At 70.6% G+C, this 18,042-nt stretch carries 11 protein-coding genes and 1 tRNA gene; 7 read left to right on the plus strand and 5 right to left on the minus strand.

What is annotated here, in order from left to right:
• Positions 1-75 precede the first annotated feature (75 nt).
• Positions 76-1,503, minus strand: coding sequence for a pseudouridine synthase (locus GTY96_RS31025; RefSeq protein WP_161666601.1), 1,428 nt, complete (start codon positions 1,501-1,503; stop codon positions 76-78).
• Positions 1,504-1,866: 363 nt separating this feature from the next.
• On the opposite strand from GTY96_RS31025, the gene GTY96_RS31030 reads away from it, so the two are divergent.
• From GTY96_RS31030 to GTY96_RS31045, 4 genes are all read left to right on the plus strand, one after another.
• On the plus strand, positions 1,867-7,110 hold the full coding sequence (locus tag GTY96_RS31030) for a cupredoxin domain-containing protein (RefSeq protein WP_235685990.1): 5,244 nt from the start codon (positions 1,867-1,869) through the stop codon (positions 7,108-7,110).
• Positions 7,111-7,214: 104 nt separating this feature from the next.
• A complete protein-coding gene (locus GTY96_RS31035) occupies positions 7,215-9,218 on the plus strand; it encodes a YncE family protein (RefSeq protein ID WP_161666602.1) in 2,004 nt (667 codons plus the stop codon).
• Positions 9,215-10,345, plus strand: coding sequence for an SCO family protein (locus GTY96_RS31040; protein ID WP_235685991.1), 1,131 nt, complete (start codon positions 9,215-9,217; stop codon positions 10,343-10,345). Before GTY96_RS31035 ends, GTY96_RS31040 begins: the two co-directional genes overlap by 4 nt.
• 11 nt (positions 10,346-10,356) lie before the next feature.
• Positions 10,357-11,970 (plus strand): ABC transporter substrate-binding protein, encoded by a 1,614-nt coding sequence (locus GTY96_RS31045; RefSeq protein ID WP_235685992.1) that lies wholly within the window; start codon positions 10,357-10,359, stop codon positions 11,968-11,970.
• A 3-nt stretch (positions 11,971-11,973) separates the two neighbouring features.
• Here the strand turns inward: GTY96_RS31045 and GTY96_RS31050 are convergent, their stop codons facing one another.
• Together GTY96_RS31050 and GTY96_RS31055 are read right to left on the minus strand one after the other, a co-directional pair.
• Entirely contained in the window at positions 11,974-13,365 is a 1,392-nt protein-coding gene (locus tag GTY96_RS31050) for a sensor histidine kinase (RefSeq protein ID WP_161666603.1), read from the minus strand.
• Positions 13,362-14,054: a response regulator transcription factor gene (locus tag GTY96_RS31055; protein WP_143904907.1), complete on the minus strand. Its 693-nt coding sequence runs from the start codon at positions 14,052-14,054 to the stop codon at positions 13,362-13,364. Before GTY96_RS31055 ends, GTY96_RS31050 begins: the two co-directional genes overlap by 4 nt.
• Before the next feature lie 282 nt (positions 14,055-14,336).
• Here GTY96_RS31055 and GTY96_RS31060 point away from each other — a divergent pair, with 282 nt between their 5' ends.
• Together GTY96_RS31060 and GTY96_RS31065 are read left to right on the plus strand one after the other, a co-directional pair.
• Complete coding sequence (locus GTY96_RS31060) at positions 14,337-15,755, plus strand: FAD-binding oxidoreductase (RefSeq protein ID WP_201756556.1); 1,419 nt, start codon at positions 14,337-14,339, stop codon at positions 15,753-15,755.
• Positions 15,756-15,873: 118 nt separating this feature from the next.
• Positions 15,874-16,284 (plus strand): VOC family protein, encoded by a 411-nt coding sequence (locus GTY96_RS31065; RefSeq protein ID WP_143904906.1) that lies wholly within the window; start codon positions 15,874-15,876, stop codon positions 16,282-16,284.
• A 14-nt stretch (positions 16,285-16,298) separates the two neighbouring features.
• Here the strand turns inward: GTY96_RS31065 and GTY96_RS31070 are convergent, their stop codons facing one another.
• Both GTY96_RS31070 and GTY96_RS31075 read right to left on the minus strand, forming a co-directional pair.
• Positions 16,299-16,757 carry a GNAT family N-acetyltransferase gene (locus GTY96_RS31070; protein WP_143904905.1) on the minus strand — a complete coding sequence of 153 codons (459 nt, stop codon included), beginning with the start codon at positions 16,755-16,757 and terminating at the stop codon, positions 16,299-16,301.
• A gap of 10 nt (positions 16,758-16,767) precedes the next feature.
• Positions 16,768-17,694, minus strand: coding sequence for a restriction endonuclease (locus tag GTY96_RS31075; protein ID WP_161666604.1), 927 nt, complete (start codon positions 17,692-17,694; stop codon positions 16,768-16,770).
• A 167-nt stretch (positions 17,695-17,861) separates the two neighbouring features.
• Between GTY96_RS31075 and GTY96_RS31080 the strand changes: the two genes are divergently transcribed.
• A tRNA-Ile gene (locus tag GTY96_RS31080) sits at positions 17,862-17,935 on the plus strand.
• The last annotated feature ends 107 nt before the right edge of the window (positions 17,936-18,042 follow it).

Genomic DNA, 18,042 nt, shown 5'->3' on the forward strand with positions numbered 1-18,042 from the left:
GGGTGTCGCGCGGTGGACGCCGCGCCGCCGGGCGCCGGGCCAGGGCACGGAGCCCGGGGATGGGGTTCGTTGGGGTCAGAAGGGCGCGGCGGACGTGAACTCCAGCCGTTGACCGGTGCGGGGGTGGACGAAGTCCATGGCCTCGGCATGGAGCATCAGCCGGGCGTCCGGCCTCCCGAAGCGCGCATCCCCGGCGATGGGGAGTCCCAGCCCCAGTCGGTGCGCCGCATGGATGCGCAGCGACTGGGGAAGCTGGAGCGCCGGCACCCACTCGACCCGGGTGCGTGAATCCTCGCGAACGAGGACCTTCCACGCGCTCAGGGTCCGCCTGCCGTGGCGCGCATCGACGCAGTCCTCCAGCGGCGCATGGGTCGTCCCCCGCAACGGCAGGTCGATGACGCCGGAGTCGCCCGCGACACGACCGTCGACCCAGGAGACATGGCGCTGTCGCGCTTCACCCCGGGAGAACTGGCGCTGGAGCGCGGCCCGCGTCGCGGCGTCCCGAGCGATCGCCACCAGGCCGGAGGACTCGGGCTCCAGGTCCTGGATGAAGCCCGCGCTGCTGAGGTCCGGGAACCGGGGCTGGAGGCGCACGAGCACCGAGTCGCGCGAGGGCGCGTGACGGCCGGGCAGCGTGGGCAGTCCCACCGGCTTGTCGACCACGAGGAGCCACGGGTCCTCATGAAGGATGCGCGGCCCATCCATGGGGGACGGAGGCGGTGGCCCGGGGCCCACCGCCAGCCCTTGAAGCATGTACGGCAGGACCGTGCCGCATTTGTTGTCACACGCCGGGTAATACGCGCCGGACTCACGGCGGCCATCCAGCGGCGGCGCGCCCCACCAGAACTCCGCCAGCACCCGCGGCGTCAGGCCCTGGCGAAAGGCATACGCCAGGAGCTTGGGTGCCGCGCAATCCCCCGCCCCGCCCGGCGGAGGCCGTGGCGCGAAGAGCGCCGCCAATGTCTGTGTTTCTCCCCGCGCGTTGGGAATCACATACCCTTGTGTCACCTGACGCCAGAGCGCGCGCGAGCGCTCCGCGCGCAGGTGCTCCACCTCCGCGCGGAGGGTGTCCACTTCCCGCAGCGCAGGCGCGGCCGGAGTGCCTTGGGCGCGCAACGCGTCCGCGTCCCGGAGCAGCGCCGCGTGCCGCGCCTCCAGCGCGGCCAGCTCCGCCTCCCCCGCCGGCCAGTACGCGTCGCGGGCCACCGGATCGAACAGCGGCGGAACGAAGCCCTCCACGTTCCAGGCGCCCCCCAGCATCCCGGAGAACGCGCTCAGGAACCCCAGCCGCTCCCCAGGAGCCTCCACCACCAGCACGCCGAACATCTTGCCGCCCCCGGGCCGCCACAGCGCCTCCCAGCGCGTGGCCCCGTGCAGCAGCCGCCGCTGGAGCGCCTCCGCCGCCCTGCGGCCCCAGGGGCCTGGAGGACCCGGTTGGAACGGGCTCGCCAACCGGACGGGGAGCGCCCCGTCCCTGGGAGGCAGTCGTTCGATGAGCGTCACGTTGTCGCCACTCGGAGTATTGCGGACATTTCTTGACTTCACAGGATGGGCCGAGCCCTGGCGGATCCGCCACCGGGCCGGATCTTCCTTTGAATCTTCTTAGAGAAGACGACTTCCTCTGTCCCGGCCTCAACAAATCCGGAGCGTTGAGCGGACTGTTTACTTCATGGCACCACCTCCCCTAGTGAACTGACGACACTCCATGTGTGTCTGTGTTTCATCCAATTCCTCCCTGTGCGGGAGGGGATCCTGAGAGCCTTTCTCATGAAGAAGGCTCTCATCCATGGCATCGAGCAACGTCGAGGGGGCGTCTTGTTTCCAGTCCACCAGAGAAGCATTGCGTCAAGGTTCAGGCGAACCGCGATGTTCGCGGCGCTTAGTGGCGTGATGGCCTGTGGGTCGAGCGAGCCGGGTCAAACCCCGGAAGGCGCCACGGCCACGGGTGCCAACACGCAGGGCATCCAGATCGTCAACGGGCCGTTCCGGGACAAGATCCTCCCCTCGCCCGTCCCGCCCCCCTCTCCGTCCTGCAAGCGGACCCTCCTGGCGGAGGTGGTCGCGTTCGATCAGGTCTACACCTACAACCGCCTGGGCTCCTACAACCCCACGGGCATGATGTACGCGCTCCTGGACGACGTGGAGCCCATCAACGGCAAGTCCAAGATGGGGCCGGGCAACGTCCGGCTGAAGACGGACAAGCGCCCGCGCCCGCTCACGCTGCGGGCCAACGTGGGTGACTGTCTGACGGTCAAGTTCCAGAACATGTTGGCGCCCACGCGCTCCGCCATTCCCAGCCCGTCCCAGTCGCAGCCGGGCGTGAGCCGGGCCTCGGGCTCCAACAACGGCTGGACGTTCCTGCGCAAGGTGCTGCCCGCCTGGGTCCTGACGCCCACGTACAACCGCGTCGCGTCGCTGCTGGAGAACACCGCCATCGGCGGCATCTGGTTCGGGGCGGGCGACGAGGCGAAGTTCGACGACACGCACCGCGAGGACTCCCCCGCCACGCGCACCGCGTCCCTCCATGTGCAGGGGCTCCAATACCTGTCGATGAGCTCGGACGGGGCCTACGTGGGCAAGAACGCCAGCAGCCTGGTGAGCCCCGGCGGCAGCACCACGTACACCTGGTACGCGGACCACGAGGGCGTCTTCTTCTTCTACAGCATGGGCGCGTCGTTCGGCGGCCAGGGAGACGGCGGCTCCACGGTCCACGGCCTCTTCGGCGCGGTCAACGTCGAGCCGCCCGGCGCGCGCTGGTACCGCTCCAAGGTCACCGCCAAGGCGCTGGAGGCCGTCACCACGGCCCGCAATCCCGACGGCACGCCCATCATCGACTACGAGGCCACGGATGGCTCGGGCCGTCCGGTGCTGGCCATGCTCGACAGCACCAACAAGATCCGCCACGGCGACCTGGAGGCGCTCATCACCGACTATTCGAGCACGGTGGTGGGGACGAGCACGTCGCGCGACACGGGCAGCTTCCGTGAGTTCACCGCCATCTACCACGACGAGATCAAGGCGGTTCAGGCCTTCGACGAGCTGGAGTGGAACCCCACGTTCCACAGCGTGCGCGACGGCTTCGGCATCAACTACGGCGTGGCCGGCCTGGGCGCGGAGTTGCTCGCCAACCGCGCGAAGATCGGCCCCACCAAGGACTGCGTCACCTGTGAGTACGAGGAGTTCTTCCTGGAGTCGTGGGCCAACGGCGACCCGGCCATGAACGTGGAGAAGGACGCCGCCGGCCGCGCCACGCAGGCGCTCTACCCGGACGACCCCACCAACGTGCACCACAGCTACCTGGGCGACCCGGTGCGCATCCGCAACATCCACGCGGGCCCCGCGGAGACGCACGTCTTCCACCTGCACGCGCACCAGTGGAAGTACTCCCCCAGCGTGGAGACCTCCAACTACCTGGACTCGCAGACCATCGGGCCGGGCTCCACGTTCACCTACGACATCAACTACGGCGGCTCCGGCAACCGCAACTTCACCGTGGGCGACTCCATCCACCACTGCCACCTGTACCCGCACTTCGCGCAGGGCATGTGGGCGCTGTGGCGCGTGCATGACGTCTTCGAGGCCGGCACGTCCGACCGCCTCCTGCCTGACGCGGAGATCAAGAACGGCACGCCCAACCCGGCCGTCATCCCGCTGCCCAACCGCCCGATGCCGCCCATGCCGACCTACGCGGACACGGTCGTCACGGACGGCAGCGGCAACCTCGCGACGCGCCCGGCGTTCCCCGGCTACCCCTTCTATATCGCCGGCATGACGGGCCGCCGCGCGCCGCAGGCGCCGCTGGACCTGGAGTACGACGGCGGCCTGCCCCGCCACATCGTCACGCGCGCCGTGGGCACCGTGGCGTACGGCGTCTCCGGCCGCTTCGACGTGGACCCCAGCGCGCTCAACATCAAGCTGCTGCCCCAGGACGGTACCCGGCTGGAGAAGAACGCCATGGCGTTCCACGCGGGCGAGTTCCCCAACGCCTCCAGCGTCACCACGCTCTACGGCGACACGGCCGCGGGCTACGCGGCCTACACGCCGCAGGGCTCCTCCGGGAAGTTCACCGTCAACGGCCGCAAGCCGGTGGCGGGAGCGCCCTTCGCGGACCCCTGCCCGGCCGGCGCGAGCGTGCGCAACTACCGCGCGACCTACCTGCAGATCGACATGCAGCGCATCAACCGCGCCGGGTGGCATGACCCGCAGGCCCGGCTGATGGTCCTCAACGAGGACGTGCCCGCGACCCAGGACGGCCTGCGTCCGCCGGAGCCCTTCTTCTTCCGGGCCGAGTCCGGCGAGTGCATCAACTTCTACTCGACGAACCTCATCCCCAAGCACCTGGAGCCGGACGCGTTCCAGATCTACACCCCCACGGACGTCATCGGGCAGCACATCCACCTGGTGAAGTTCGACGTGACGGCGGCGGACGGCGCGGGCAATGGGTGGAACTACGAGGACGGCACGCTGTCCTCCGACACCGTGGCTGAACGCATCCACCTGGCCAACGCCGCCGGCGGTGCCTTCGCGGCGGACGGCAACGTCAGCGAGACGGGCACCCGGGTGACGCTCTCGGTCCCCGCCCTGGGTTCGCACCCGCGCGTCAGCCGCGCGCCGCTCACGGCGCAGACCACGGTGCAGCGCTGGTGGGCGGACGACCAGTCGGCGAAGCGCACGCTGGAGACCGTGTTCACGCACGACCACTTCGGCCCCTCGTCGCACCAGCAGCACGGCTTCTTCGGCGCGCTCATCGTGGAGCCCAAGGGCTCCAAGTGGCGCGACCCGCGCACCGGCATCTACTACGGCTCGCGCGTGGCGGACGGCGGCCCCACCAGCTGGCGCGCGGACGTCATCACCGCGGATCCCGCGGAGAGCTTCCGCGAGTTCGCGCTGGGCTTCATGGACTACAACCCGCTGCTGGACGAGTGCGGCCAGCCGGTGAACCCTCCCAACTACAAAGAGGACGCGCTGCCCTGGGCGGTCGGCTTCGAGACCACCCCCATGCCGGAGGCCATCAGCGCCGCGGATCCGGGCGGCATGATGGTCAACTACCGCAACGAGCCCATCCCGCTGCGCATCTCCAAGCGCTCCACGCGCTGCGGCACGCGCAAGCTGCTCAGCACCAAGGAGGGTGAGATGTCCAACGTCTTCCGCTCGGACATCCACGGCGACCCGTACACGCCGCTGATGGCCGGCTACGAGGGCGACCGCATCAAGATCCGCCTGGTCCAGGGCTCGCAGGAGGAGCAGCACAGCTTCAACCTGCACGGGCACAAGTGGCTGCGCGAGGGCGGCGACCCGAACAGCGGCTTCCAGAACGCCCAGGCCATTGGCATCTCCGAACACTTCGAGTTCGAGCTGACCGGCGGCCTGCCCGCCATCGGCGGCACGTACGAGACGGCGGACTACATGTACATGAGCGCGTCCAACGGCGACCTCTGGAACGGCATGTGGGGCCTGATGCGCACCTACCGCCACAAGCAGAAGGGCCTGCGCACGCTGGGCGACGTGGCGATGCTGGCGGTGGACTTCAACCCCCGGCTGGACCTGGCGGTGTCGGCGGGAGGCAAGGAGCAGCTCCAGGCCTATCCCCCGGTGGAGCTGCTGGAGATGCCCGCGCGCTCCGGCCTGCCCCGGCTGAGCGAGTCGGACGAGACCATCCAGCCCTCCTTCGAGACCAACGACAAGGGCGAGGACGTGAAGCAGCGCACCGTGACGTTCGCCCTGGAGGCTCGCGAGGCGATGATGAAGATCGACCCGGACCTGGTGCTCCAGTACGAGAGCACCGGCAAGCTGGGCATCAAGCCGGTGAAGATCGACTCGTGTCCGCGCAACGCGCCGGTGCGGCTCTACACGGTGTCGGCCATCGACGCGCGCAACTGGTTGCCCGGCGGGAGGCTGGTCTACAACAGCAAGTACGGCCTCTATGATCCGGACGCGATCATCTTCGCCCGCGACGAGTACCTGTCCGACCTGAAGCTGGGCAAGCGCGCGCCGGAGCCGCTCATCCTCCGCGCGCGGGCCGGTGAGTGCGTGCAGGTGGTGCTCACCAACCGGCTGCCGGCGACGGCGCTGACGAAGAAGGACGTGTGGGCGCACCACTCCGCCATCACGTCCAGCTTCAACGTCAACCAGACGCGGATGTCGAACCACGTGTCGCTGCACCCGCAGCTGGTCAACGTGGACGTGAACACGGATGACGGCGCGAACGTGGGCCTCAACGCGCAGCAGACGGTGGCGCCTGGGACGACGCGCACCTATCGCTGGTACGCGGGCGAGTTCAAGAGCTCCCCGTGGACGGCTCCGTTCCCGGTGGGCATGGTGACGCCGACGGAGTTCGGCATCATCAACCTGCGCAACATGGCGGACGTGGTGAACCACGGCATGCACGGCTCCATCGGCGCGCTCGTCGTGGAGCCCGCGGACGCGGACTGGAGCGCGGACACCGGCACGGACGCGCAGGCGCGCGTGCGCTACACCCGCAAGGACGGCAGCAAGCAGACGTTCCGGGAGTTCGTCCTGCTCTACCAGGACGACCTGGGCCTGCACACGGACAACACCCGCTTCCAGGACACCAACACCAGTGGCCTGAACAGCGGCACGGCGCTGCGCAACACCAACGGCATCGACGACTCGCAGGACACCGGACAGAAGGGGTTCAACTACCGCACCGAACCGCTCTGGGCCCGCCTGGGCGTGCCGCCGCAGACGCCCCCTGAGCAGACGAACAACTACGACCTCACGTCCATCCTCAGCACCAGCGTGTACGGAGACCCGGCCACGCCGGTGTTCACCGCCAAGGTGGGCGAGCCGCTGCGCTGGCGCGTGGGGCAGCCGTCGGGCCACTCGCGGCAGCACGCCTTCAGCATCCACGGCGCGGAGTGGTCGCGAAACCCCTGGGCCGCGGGCATGCAGTCGCGGGTGATGGGACCCAACCCCAGCTCGCCCATCGTGTCCACCCAGGGAGGCTCGTCGGTGATGCACCACTGGAACATCGTCCCCGAGTACGGCGCGGGCGGTGCGTACGGCGTCCCGGGTGACTACCTGTACCGAGACATGCCCAGCTTCCTCTGGAGCAGTGGCGGTCTGTGGGGCGTGTTCCGGGTGGAGTAGTCCCGGCGCTCCTGGCAACACCTTGGGCGGCGCGGCGGTGGAAGGTTCCTTTCCCCTCGCGCCGCCCCCTTTCCTTCCCTGGCAGCACCGCTTCGAGCCGCCCCATGCGCAAGCCCTACGTCCTCGCCATCGCCGGCCTGCTGTCCACCGGCCTCATCGCCGCGGGCGGACACTTCCTCTTGCGGCGTGCCCCCGCCGCGCCTGAGTCACCCACCGCGCCGGTCCCCTCGCGCGCCCCACCAGCGCCCATCACCGCGGCCCCCGTGAAGGTGACGCGCGACGGGGTGTCGCTCGCGTTCGGCCTCACGCTGACGCCCCGACCGGTGGAGACCGAACAGGGCTCGCCGCTCCAGGCCGTCGCGCGCGTCACCCTCGCCGATGCCCGGACGGGAGAGCCGCTGACGGGGCGCCGGCCCCTGGCGTGGATGCGGCTGCGTCCCCCAGGGGAGGCCGCGCCGGACGACGCGGCCTGCCGCACGCAGGTGAAGACCTATCTGGGTGGCCTGTTGTCCGCGCAGGCGGACGTGGACTTCAACGCGTACTGGTTCCTCACGCTCAACCACGACCAGACGGTGTCGGTCATCAACCCGCAGATCGCCTTCGACCGCACCAAGCTGCAACACCTGGTGTCCGTGGGCGGCGCCGCGGCGGACTGGGCGCTGCTGCCGGACCGCTCCGCGCTGTACGTGACGCTGCCCGGGCAGGACACGGTGTCCGTCGTGGACGCGCAGCGCTTCGTGGTGACGCGCCCCCTGCACGTGGGCCGGCAGCCGGGCCGCATCGCGCTGGCCCCGGACGGCCTCACCGCCTGGGTGAGCAACGACGGCGACGGGACGGTGACCATCATCGACACGCCCACGCACTCCGTGCGCGATCCGGTGGATGTGGGGGCGGGACCGCACGCGTTCGGCTTCTCCGAAAGCGGGCGCACCGCGTGGGTTTCGGCGCGTGAGGCCCCCGTCCTCACGGCCCTGGACACGGCCTCTGGAGAGGTGTTGGGCCGGGTGGAGGTGGGGACGGGCGTCACCGAGCTGGCCTGGAGTGACGTGGCCCGGGCGCTCTTCGTCGCACGGCCTGGAGCACATGAAGTCCTGGTGGTGGACACCACCCGCCGCGAGGTGTCCCTGCGCATTCCGGTGAAGGGCAGCCTGGACGCGCTGCGCTTCGACAACACCGGCCGGTGGGCCTTCCTGGTGCACAAGGACACCGACACCGTGGACATCGTGGACGCGGCCACCAGTCAGGTGGCCCACACGCTCCCCGGCTTCTCCGCGCCGGACTCCGTCGTCTTCACCGACGCGTTCGCCTACGTGCGCAACACCACGGACAGCCGGGTGACGCTGGTGGAGCTGAAGACGCTGGAGGGCACGGGCACGCCCGCGCTGGTGCGCGTCACCATGGGGCAGCGGCCCGCCTCGGAGGCCCGGGTGCTGGGCCGCTCGGATCCCATCGCGCCACTGCCGGAGGGCAACGGCGTCATCGCCGCGGGCAACGCGGACCGCGCGCTGTTCCTCTACCAGGAAGGCATGATGGCCCCGCGCGGCACCCACCTGAACTACGGCCGCGAGCCGCGCGCGGTGAAGGTGTTGGATCGCTCGCTGCGCGAGGTGGAGCCCGGCGTCTTCACCGCCCGGGGCAGCGTGCGCGAGAACGGCACCTACGACGTCCAGGTGCTGCTGGACAACCCCCGCGTCGTGGCGTGTCTGGAGTGGAAGGTCGGCGAGGTGCCCGTGGATGCCTCCTTCGCGAGGACGCTGCCGCTGAAGCTCACGCCGGAGTTCGACGCCAAGCGGATGTACGCGCCGGGCCAGACGGCGCCGCTGCGCTTCCGCCTGGAGCCCACGGCCGGCGCGGGCCAGCCCGCGGTGGCCCCGGAGGAGATCCGCGTGTTGATGTTCCGCACGCCCGGCACCTGGCAGGTGCGCACCGAACCCCGCCGCGTGTCCGACGGCGTCTTCGAGGTCGACTTCAATCCGCCGACCGAAGGCCAGTACAAGTTCGTGGTGGGCGTGGAGGGCCGGGGCGTCGACCTGGGCCGCCTGCCCACGTTCACCCTCGGCGTGTCGCCCCCGCTCGCGGCCGCCCTCACCTCCGAGTCCGCACCATGATGCCTCCCTCCCTGAAGCAGGCGCTGTTCGCCCTGGCGCTGACGTGCGCGCCGTTCGCCCGCGCGCAGGAGGACGTCCGCGTTCCCCTGCCCGCTCCGGCCGCGGCGCCGGCCCCGGGCTCGCTGGAGGTGACGGTGCCGGACGTCCCGCTGGTGGATCAGCATGGCCGGCAGGTGAAGCTGTGGACGGACCTGGTGCGCGGACAGACCGTGGCCATCAACTTCATCTTCACGCGCTGCAAGACCATCTGCACGCCGATGACCGCCACGCTCGCGCGCGCACGCAAGGAGCTGGGGGAGAAGTCCAACGCGCGCTTCATCTCCATCACGCTGGACGTGAACAACGACACGCCGGAGCGGCTGGCGAAGTTCGCGGAGCCCTTCCACCCCGGGCCGGACTGGTCCTTCCTCACCGGAGAGCCCGCGAAGGTGAAGGAGGCGCTGGTGGCGCTGGGCGGGTACGTGCCGGACAAGGAGTCGCACCGGCCGCTGGTGCTCATCGGCAACGCGCTCACGAACAAGTGGACCCGCGTGGACGGGCTGGGCAGTCCCTCGCGAATCGTGGAGGCCCTGCGCGAGGCCCAGGCCTCCTCCGCCGCCCCCTCCGAGCTGACGGCCCTGGACGGCACCGCCGCCCAGGACGCCGCGGCCGCGAAGTACTTCACCAACACGGAGCTGGTGGATCAGAACGGCAAGACCCACCGCTTCTACGAGGACCTGGTGCGCGGCCGGACGGTGCTCATCAACTTCGCCTTCACGTCCTGCAAGGGCGCGTGCTCCCCCATCACGCAGCACCTGGCGGAGGTGCAGAAGAAGCTCGCGGGGCGCATGGGCAAGGACCTCCACATGCTCACGCTCTCGGTGGACCCCACGAACGACACGCCGAAGAGCCTGGCGAAGTTCGCCAAGAAGTTCGGTGCCCAGCCAGGGTGGTACTTCCTCACGGGCTCGCGGGAGAACATCACGCTCGTGCTGAAGAAGCTCGGCGGCTACGCGGAGAAGCCTGACGAGCACAACACCACGCTGCTCATTGGCGATGCGGCCACCGGCATGTGGGTCAAGTCGCCGGCCATGGCGATGGCCGATAACATCGTCGCCGCGGTGGAACACCTGAACGATCCGAAGTGAGGGAGCGCTGCATGCGGCGGATGCGCGGTGGTGGGAGGGGGCATGACGGCGTGCTCCGGTGGAGCGCGAGGTTCGCGCTGGTGGCGGCGCTGCTGCTGTCCGCATGCAAGCGCGAAGCACCGCGCCCGGCCGTCACGCCCGCCGGGTTGAAGCAGGGGCGCGGGCTCTTCCAGCAGGGCCAGTCCCCCCACGGCGCGGCGCTCACGGGCTTCCTGGGCCCGGAGCGCGTGGAGCTGGAGGGGGCCGTCGCCGCGTGCGCCCGCTGCCATGGGCCCTCCGGCCGGGGGAGCCGCGAGGGTGGCGTGGAGGTGCCGGACATCACGCCTGGCTCGCTCCACCATGCGCGCGCGCGGGGGTTGGAGGACACCGTGGACCGCTCGCGACCGGCGTACACCCGCGCCACGTTGCTGCGCGCCATCACGGAGGGCACCTCCGCCAGCGGCCGGCCCCTGGGCGTGGCCATGCCGCGCTACGAGCTCGCGGAAGCGGATGCGGACGCGCTGCTCGCGTACCTCCAGGCGCTGGACGTGGCGACGGACCCCGGCCTCTCCTCGACGACGCTCACGGTGGGCGCGGCGCTGCCGTTGAGCGGACGCCTGGGGCCAGTGGGACAAGAGGTCCAGGCGGTGGTGCGCGCGGTGTTCGCGGACGTGAATGCCCGGGGCGGCATCTTCCGGCGCCGACTGGAGCTGGTGGTGGAGGACGACGCGGCGCTGTACGCAACGGCCGCGTCCTCCGAGGGCGCGGACGCGACGGCGCGGCTGCTGGACCGGGACGTCTTCGCGCTGGTGGCCAGCGTCCGGCCCGCGCGGCTCGCGTCCGATACGCGGTTGGAGCGCGAGGGCGTGCCGCTGGTGCTCCCCCTGCCCTTGGACTCCGGACCGCTCCCGGAGGAGGGCCCGGTCTTCTTTCTCTATCCGGAGGCCTCGGCCCTGGCGCGCATCGCCGTGCAGCACCTGGCCGCCACGTCCGAGCCGGAGCTGCGCCGCCAGCCTCTCGCGGTGGTGCACCCAGGGGATGAGGCCGGCCGCGCATGGTGGGAGGCCGTGCGCGCGGAGGCGGGGCGCAGGGAGCTGGCCCCTCCGCTCGACTGGGGCGCGGCGTCAGCGGTGGAGCGGACCGCGGCCACGCCGCCCTTCGCGGTGCTGTACACGGGCACCCCGGAGGGCCTGAGCGCGCTGCTGAAATCCCTGGAGGCGCGTTCGCTCCGCGTCCCGGTGTTCGCGCCCGCGACGCTCGCGGATCCACGGCTGCCGGGGCTCATGGACGGGCGCCTCACCTTCCTGTCCCCCGTCGGGTTGGGCGCGCGCGCGCCCGACATGGAAGTGCTCACGGCGTTCATGGATCGCCATGGCCTGAAGCCGGCGCATCCCGCGTTCCAGCTGGGTGCCTACGCGGCGGCGCGGGTGTTCGTGGAGGCCGTGACCCGCGCGGGCGCGGACCTCACACGCGCGGGCCTTCAGCTGCAACTGGAGGCCCTGCGGGACTTCGACACGGGGGTGTCGCCACCCGTCAGCTTCGGCGCGAACCGCCGGGTGGGCGTGCAAGGCGCCCAGCTCGCGAAGATGGACGCGGCGACGGGTCGGCTCGTGGCCGCGTCGGATTGGATTCCGCTGTCGCCCTGAGCGTCACGTGCCGGCTCGCGGCGCGGTGGGGAGCTCCAGCACCATCTCGGTGCCACGCCTCACCTCGGGTGCCACGTAGGCCCGGCCGCCGTGGCGCCGCGCGACCTCCTGGACGATGGCGAGGCCCAGCCCCACGCCGGGCATGGCCTCCGCGCTCGCCACGCGATGGAACGGCTCGAAGACCGCGACATGATCCGACGGGGGAATGCCCGGGCCTGCGTCCGCGACGCTCACCCGGTGGAGCACACCATCCAGGGTCAGCCGGACGTGGATCTCCCCACCCCGGGGTGAGAACTTGAGCGCGTTGCCCAGCAGGTTGTCCACCGCCTGCCGCAGGCTGCCCGCGTCGAACCACGCCTCCGCGCGGTCCGGGGCCTCCAGGTGCACGAGCAGGCCGCGACGCTCGGCCTCCGCGCGGGAGCCTTCCACCGCCTGCGTCAGCAGCGCGCACAGGTCGCCCTTCTTCCGGTCCCACGAGCCGCGCCCCGCGGTGGCCATGTCCAGCAGCGTGTCCGCGAGCAGCGCCAGCCGGTCCACCTCCGACCTCGCGTCCTGGAGCGCGTCTCGCAGCTCCTCCGGACTCCGTTCGCGCCGCAGCCCCAGGTCCATGCTGGTGCGCATGAGCGCCAGCGGCGTGCGCAGCTCATGGGCGGCGTTCGCGATCAGCCGCTCCTGCGCTTCGCGCGCGCCCCGCACCCGGGCGGTGGCCTCCGCGAGCGCCGCGCTCAACTGGCCAATCTCATCCTGCCCCGCGTCGGCCTCCGTGGGCGGAGTGAGGTTCCCTTCGCGAAGCCGCTCGAGGTTCAGCCGGATGGCCGCCAACCGCCGCGACAGCCGCCGCGCCTGGAGCGTCTGCACGCCCAGCAGCAACAGCCCCGTCACCGCGGCCAGCGAGAACGCCAGACGGAAATACGAGTCCACCGAGCGATCCACCTGCCCCAGCGACGCCAGCAACCGCAGCCCGTACCACTCGCCCTGCGGCGAGGACACGTTGACCATCACCTCGCGCCAGCGGCTCCCATCCCGTGCCACCCGCGTGGAGAGGACGGGAGGCCCCTCGTGGGTGCCCGGCACACGGCGCGGCTCCTCGGGAGCGCCCTCGGCGATGGGTGGATAGCGCATCACCAGCTTGCCATCCGACTGATACAGGTAGCCCTGGGGCGCGAAGGGACGCACCTGCTCCACCAGCGGTGAGACGGCCATGTGCAGGTGCACCTTCTGCCCCGGCCCGTCGAAGAGGCTCACGCTCTCCACCGCCGCCTGGGCGAGCAGGGCCCGGTCCAGCGAGCTCTCCAGGTCCGCGCGGAACAGCTGCCCCGCCACGAGCAGCGCCCCCAACGTTGCCAGCGAGGGCAAGAGCGCCCCGAGCAGCCACAGGCGTCGGGTCAGCCTCACGCGACGGGCCGCCCGGAGGACTCCACCACGAGCTTGTAGCCCACGCCGCGCACGGAGCGGATGGCCACGTGCGCGGCATCCAGGCGCTCCAACTTCGCGCGCAGGTAGCCCACGTACACGTCGAGCACGTTGGCGCTGCCGTCGAAGTCCGGCCCCCACGTCTGCTCCATCAGCCGCGCGCGCACCTGCGGTTCACCAGGATGGCGCACGAGCGCGCTGAAGAGCGCGAACTCCCGCGCGGTGAGCGACTCCTCGCGAGCCCCCATGCGCAGCAGCCGGCGGCCGGGCTCCAACACCAGCTCCCCCATGCGCACCACGCCTTCCTTCGCCTCGCCCCGGCGCCGCAGCACCTCCAGCCGCGCCAGCAGCTCCTCGAAGTCGAAGGGCTTCACCAGGTAGTCATCCGCGCCCGAGCGCAGCCCCAGCACCTTGTCCGCCGTGGTGCCTCGCGCCGTCAGCATCAGCACCGGAGTGCGGACGCCCGCCTCGCGCCAGCCCTTGAGCAGCGTCATGCCGTCGGTGTCCGGAAGCGACCAGTCCAGGACGATGACGTCGTAGTCTTCCGGGTGGCCCAATGCGAGCGCTTCGCTCCCTCGCGAGCAGACGTCCAGGGAGTGCCCCTCCTCCTCCAGGCCCCGGCGGAGAAGGAGCACCATCTTCGCTTCGTCTTCGACGAGCAGGAGTCTCATCCGCCGTACCGCCTCCTCGAACCGTGCCATTCGAACCCGCGGTGTTACGGATTGTTTCATGACCCCTGGAGTGGGGCCAGCATCCGCACGCCGAGCCGCGGCCCCCCTTGGCGAAGGGGGCCTGGTTCCTCGACGACCTGAAGGGCGCCCACGAGCGACCGCGCCTGCGCACAGCGAGGCCGACCCTCCCCCCGCGTGAGTGACACTTCGCGGACTCGGGGTTGTCGTCCCTGGGGCGGAGGCCGCGGACCTGCGGCAAGCTGGGCCCTGGATGGGGGATGGATGACGGGTGCCCTGCCCTGCGTTCATCCCTGGGACCGGGAGGCATTCGTGTCGGACGACGTGGTGCAGGCGCTTTCCAGGGTGTTGCCGGCGGAGTCCCTTGTCACCGACCCGGACGTGCTCGCGGCGCACCGGAACGATCAGGCGGAGTGGGCCCCCTCCGGCATGCCTCGCGTGCTCGTGCGGCCCGCCTCCACGGCGGAGGTGCAGGCCGTGCTTCGCGTCGCCACGGCCCTGCGGGTGCCGGTGGTGGCCCGGGGCGCGGGCTCGGGCCTGTCCGGGGGCGCGAACGCCAGCGAGGGGTGCATCGTCCTGTCGCTCCTGCGGATGAACCGCATCCTGGAGGTGGACCGGCGTGCCCTTCTGGCGGTGGTCCAGCCCGGGGCGCTCAATGGCGCGGTGAAGGCCGCCGCGGCGGAAGCGGGCCTCTGGTACGCGCCGGATCCGGCGAGCTGGGAGTTCTCGTCCATTGGCGGCAACCTCGCGACCAACGCGGGGGGCCTGTGCTGCGTGAAGTACGGCGTGACGGGCGACGCGGTGATGGGCTTGGAGGCGGTGCTCGCGGACGGCTCCGTCGTGCGCACGGGTGGGCGCACGGTGAAGAACGTCGCGGGCTATGACCTCACGCGGCTCTTCGTCGGCTCCGAGGGCACGCTGGGCATCCTCACGGAGGCCACGCTGCGGCTGCGCCCCCGGCCCCCGAAGGCGACGACGCTCGTGGCCGCGTTCCCCACGCTCGTGGCCGCGGGCACGGCCGTCTGCGACATCATGGAGCGGACGCGCCCCTCCCTGCTGGAGTTGATGGACCGGACCACCGTGCGCGCCGTCGAAGCCTGGAAGCCCATGGGCCTGGATGTGGACGCCGCGGCCCTGCTGCTGGCGCGCTCCGACGCGGGCGGCGCGCAGGGCGAGGAGGAGCTGGGGACGATGGTGGCCGCCTGCGAGCGGGCCGGAGCGACCTTCGTGATGAACACCGCGGACGAGGCGGAGGGCGAGCTGCTCATGGGCGCGCGCCGGTTCGCCTTCCCCGCGCTGGAGCAGCGCGGGGCGACGCTGCTGGACGACGTGGGCGTTCCCGTCTCACGCATCCCGGAGTTGCTGGAGGCGGTCGAGCGCATCGCGGAGCGGCACGCGGTGGTCATTGGAACGTTCGGCCACGCGGGCGATGGGAACATGCACCCCACCGTCGTCTTCGACCGGAAGGACCCCGAGGCGCTGGCGCGGGCGAAGGCCGCGTTCGACGACATCCTGCGCGCGGCGCTGGACCTGGGGGGCACCATCACGGGTGAGCATGGCGTTGGGTCGCTCAAGCGCGCGTTCCTGGGTTCCCAGCTGGGCCCGGAGACGCTGCGCCTCCACCAGGCGATCAAGGGCGCGCTCGACCCGCTGGGCATCCTCAACCCCGGGAAGCTGTTGTGATTCCAGGTGGATAGCGGCGGAGGCCGGGAAAATAAATCCGGTGTCGATCCCGTGCGCGCACGTTCGTCGTGAGGGTGAAGGCGACGTTCGCCTCATCCCCTTTCGAAGGAGACACACCATGGGCACGAAGATCTTCGTCAACCTCCCCGTCGAGTCGCTGGATCGCGCGGTCGGGTTCTTCACGAAGCTGGGCTACAGGTTCAACGCCCAGTTCACCAACGACAACGCGACGTGCATGGTCATCACCGAGGACATCTACGCGATGTTGCTGGTGAAGCCCTTCTTCAAGAGCTTCATCAAGAAGGAGATCGCGGACGCGAAGAAGTCCACCGAGGTCATCATCGCCCTGACGGCGGAGAGCCGGGCCGCGGTGGACGCGCTGCTGGAGAAGGCGCTGGCGGCGGGCGCGAAGGAGAGCAAGGAGAAGATGGACCAGGGCTTCATGTACCAGCGCAGCTTCGAGGACCTGGACGGGCACCAGTGGGAGAGCTTCTGGATGGATCCGGCCGCCATCCAGCCGCAGCAGTAGGCCCGAGCCCCGCGTCAGAGCGGGCGCTTCATGCCTTCATGGCTCGCCTCGAAGCCCAGCCGCTTGTAGAAGCGATGGGCATCGAGGCGGCGCTTGTCGGTGGTGAGCTGCATCACGCCGCAGCCCCGCGCCCGGGCGCGCTCCATCGCATCCAGCATCAACGCCTCGCCGATGCGCTGTCCCCGCAGGTCCGAGCGCACGCGCACGGCCTCCACCAGCGCGCGACGCATCCCGCCCTGGCTCAGGCCCGGGATGTACGTGAGCTGCAAGGTGGCGAGGATCTCTCCATCCCGCTCGCCCACGATGAGCTCGTTGTTCGGGTCGGCGGAGATCTCATCGAACGCGGCGCGCACGGCGGGGACCGGCAGCTCGGTGTAGCCCGTGCGCGTTCGCGCGATGGCGTCATCCGCGAGCAGCTTGAGGATCGCGGGCAGGTCCGCGACGGTGGCGTAACGGAAGGTGACGGGGGACATGGCGGTGAGTCTACTCCTCCGAGAAGAAGTCGGAGTCCACGCGCTTGAGTTCGTAGGAGCCCACCGCGTTCACGCCGATGCCGAAATCGAACATCAACCCCGAGAGCCGCGCGCCGTCGATGAGGACGATCTTCTTGTCGATGCGCGCCACGTACTCCCGCGCCTCCTTGGAGAAGCTGGAGGTCGTGATGAAGACGCCCTTGCGCGCGCGCTCCCCTTCGAGCGACCCCGCGAAGCCCTGCACGTCGGGACGACCCACGGTGTTCTGCCAGCGCTTGGCCTGGATGTAGATGACACCGAGGCCCAGGGGGTCCTCCTTGATCATCCCGTCCACGCCGCCATCGTGGCTGCCGCCCAGCGCCTTGCCCGCGTCCTCGAGGGAGCCGCCGTACCCCATCTTCACGAGCAGTTCGACCACGAGCCGTTCGAAGAAGCGGGGACTGGCTTGCAGCGTCGCGGCCAACAGCTCCGCCTCGGTCTTCTTGCGCAGGTCCTTGTAGGCACGCTCCAGCGCCTCCTCGGGGGTGATGGCCGCGGAGTCGACAGGCACGTCCAGGGCGGTCCGGGATGCGTCGGCCACGTCCCCCTCGGTGCCGCGCGTGACGAAGTCCTTGAACCCGTCGAAGCGCAGCAGCGCCTCCGTGTCGAGGGCCGCGGGCTTCTGGTCGAGCACGTTCTTGCCGCGTTCGGTGATCTGGAACACGCCACGGCGGACCGAACGGAGCAGGCCCGCCTTGTCCATGTAGGTCTTGGCCCAACCGAGCCGGTTGTCGAAGACGGCCTGCTTGCCACTGGGGAGCAGCTCCGTGCGTTCCGCCTCGGAGAGGCGCAGGGCGAGGGCAACCTCCTCGCGCACCTCGCGCACGAGGTGCTCCTGTCCATCCGCGAGCCGCTCCAGGAGCGGGAGCATCAGGGACTGGTAGTCGGGGACGGGCATGACGCCCATTCTAGGCGACTGGCCGCCATGGACCCCGGCCAGGTCGCCGGGCCGGCACGGCGGACGGTCCCGCCGCGGCTCCCCGTGGGGCTGTCAGCGAGGGGGCCCAGCCCCGTCCGAAGTTCTTGCGGTCACGGCTCCGTCCCGGTATACGGGCCGGGCTTCACGGCCAGGTAGCTCACCTGGTTAGAGCGGCGGTCTCATAATCCGCAGGTAGTCAGTTCAAGTCTGACCCTGGCCATCAAGCAGCCCCGGAGTCACTTTCCCAAGTGATTCCGGGGCTTTTTTCGTTTCGTGGGGCCGCCTCCCCCTTTTGGGGCATTGGCGGGTGCCTCGCGTCGCGGTCCC

The organism is Corallococcus silvisoli, from assembly GCF_009909145.1.
Classification (GTDB): Bacteria; Myxococcota; Myxococcia; order Myxococcales; family Myxococcaceae; genus Corallococcus; species Corallococcus silvisoli.

Bases quoted from the DNA above. Each gene is read 5' to 3' on its own strand.
- GTY96_RS31030 (WP_235685990.1), top strand. From the start codon at position 1,867: ATGTTCGCGGCGCTTAGTGGCGTGATGGCCTGTGGGTCGAGCGAGCCG.
- GTY96_RS31035 (WP_161666602.1), top strand. From the start codon at position 7,215: ATGCGCAAGCCCTACGTCCTCGCCATCGCCGGCCTGCTGTCCACCGGC.
- GTY96_RS31040 (WP_235685991.1), top strand. From the start codon at position 9,215: ATGATGCCTCCCTCCCTGAAGCAGGCGCTGTTCGCCCTGGCGCTGACG.
- GTY96_RS31045 (WP_235685992.1), top strand. From the start codon at position 10,357: ATGCGGCGGATGCGCGGTGGTGGGAGGGGGCATGACGGCGTGCTCCGG.
- GTY96_RS31055 (WP_143904907.1), bottom strand. From the start codon at position 14,054: ATGAGACTCCTGCTCGTCGAAGACGAAGCGAAGATGGTGCTCCTTCTC.
- GTY96_RS31060 (WP_201756556.1), top strand. From the start codon at position 14,337: ATGACGGGTGCCCTGCCCTGCGTTCATCCCTGGGACCGGGAGGCATTC.
- GTY96_RS31065 (WP_143904906.1), top strand. From the start codon at position 15,874: ATGGGCACGAAGATCTTCGTCAACCTCCCCGTCGAGTCGCTGGATCGC.
- GTY96_RS31070 (WP_143904905.1), bottom strand. From the start codon at position 16,757: ATGTCCCCCGTCACCTTCCGTTACGCCACCGTCGCGGACCTGCCCGCG.
- GTY96_RS31075 (WP_161666604.1), bottom strand. From the start codon at position 17,694: ATGCCCGTCCCCGACTACCAGTCCCTGATGCTCCCGCTCCTGGAGCGG.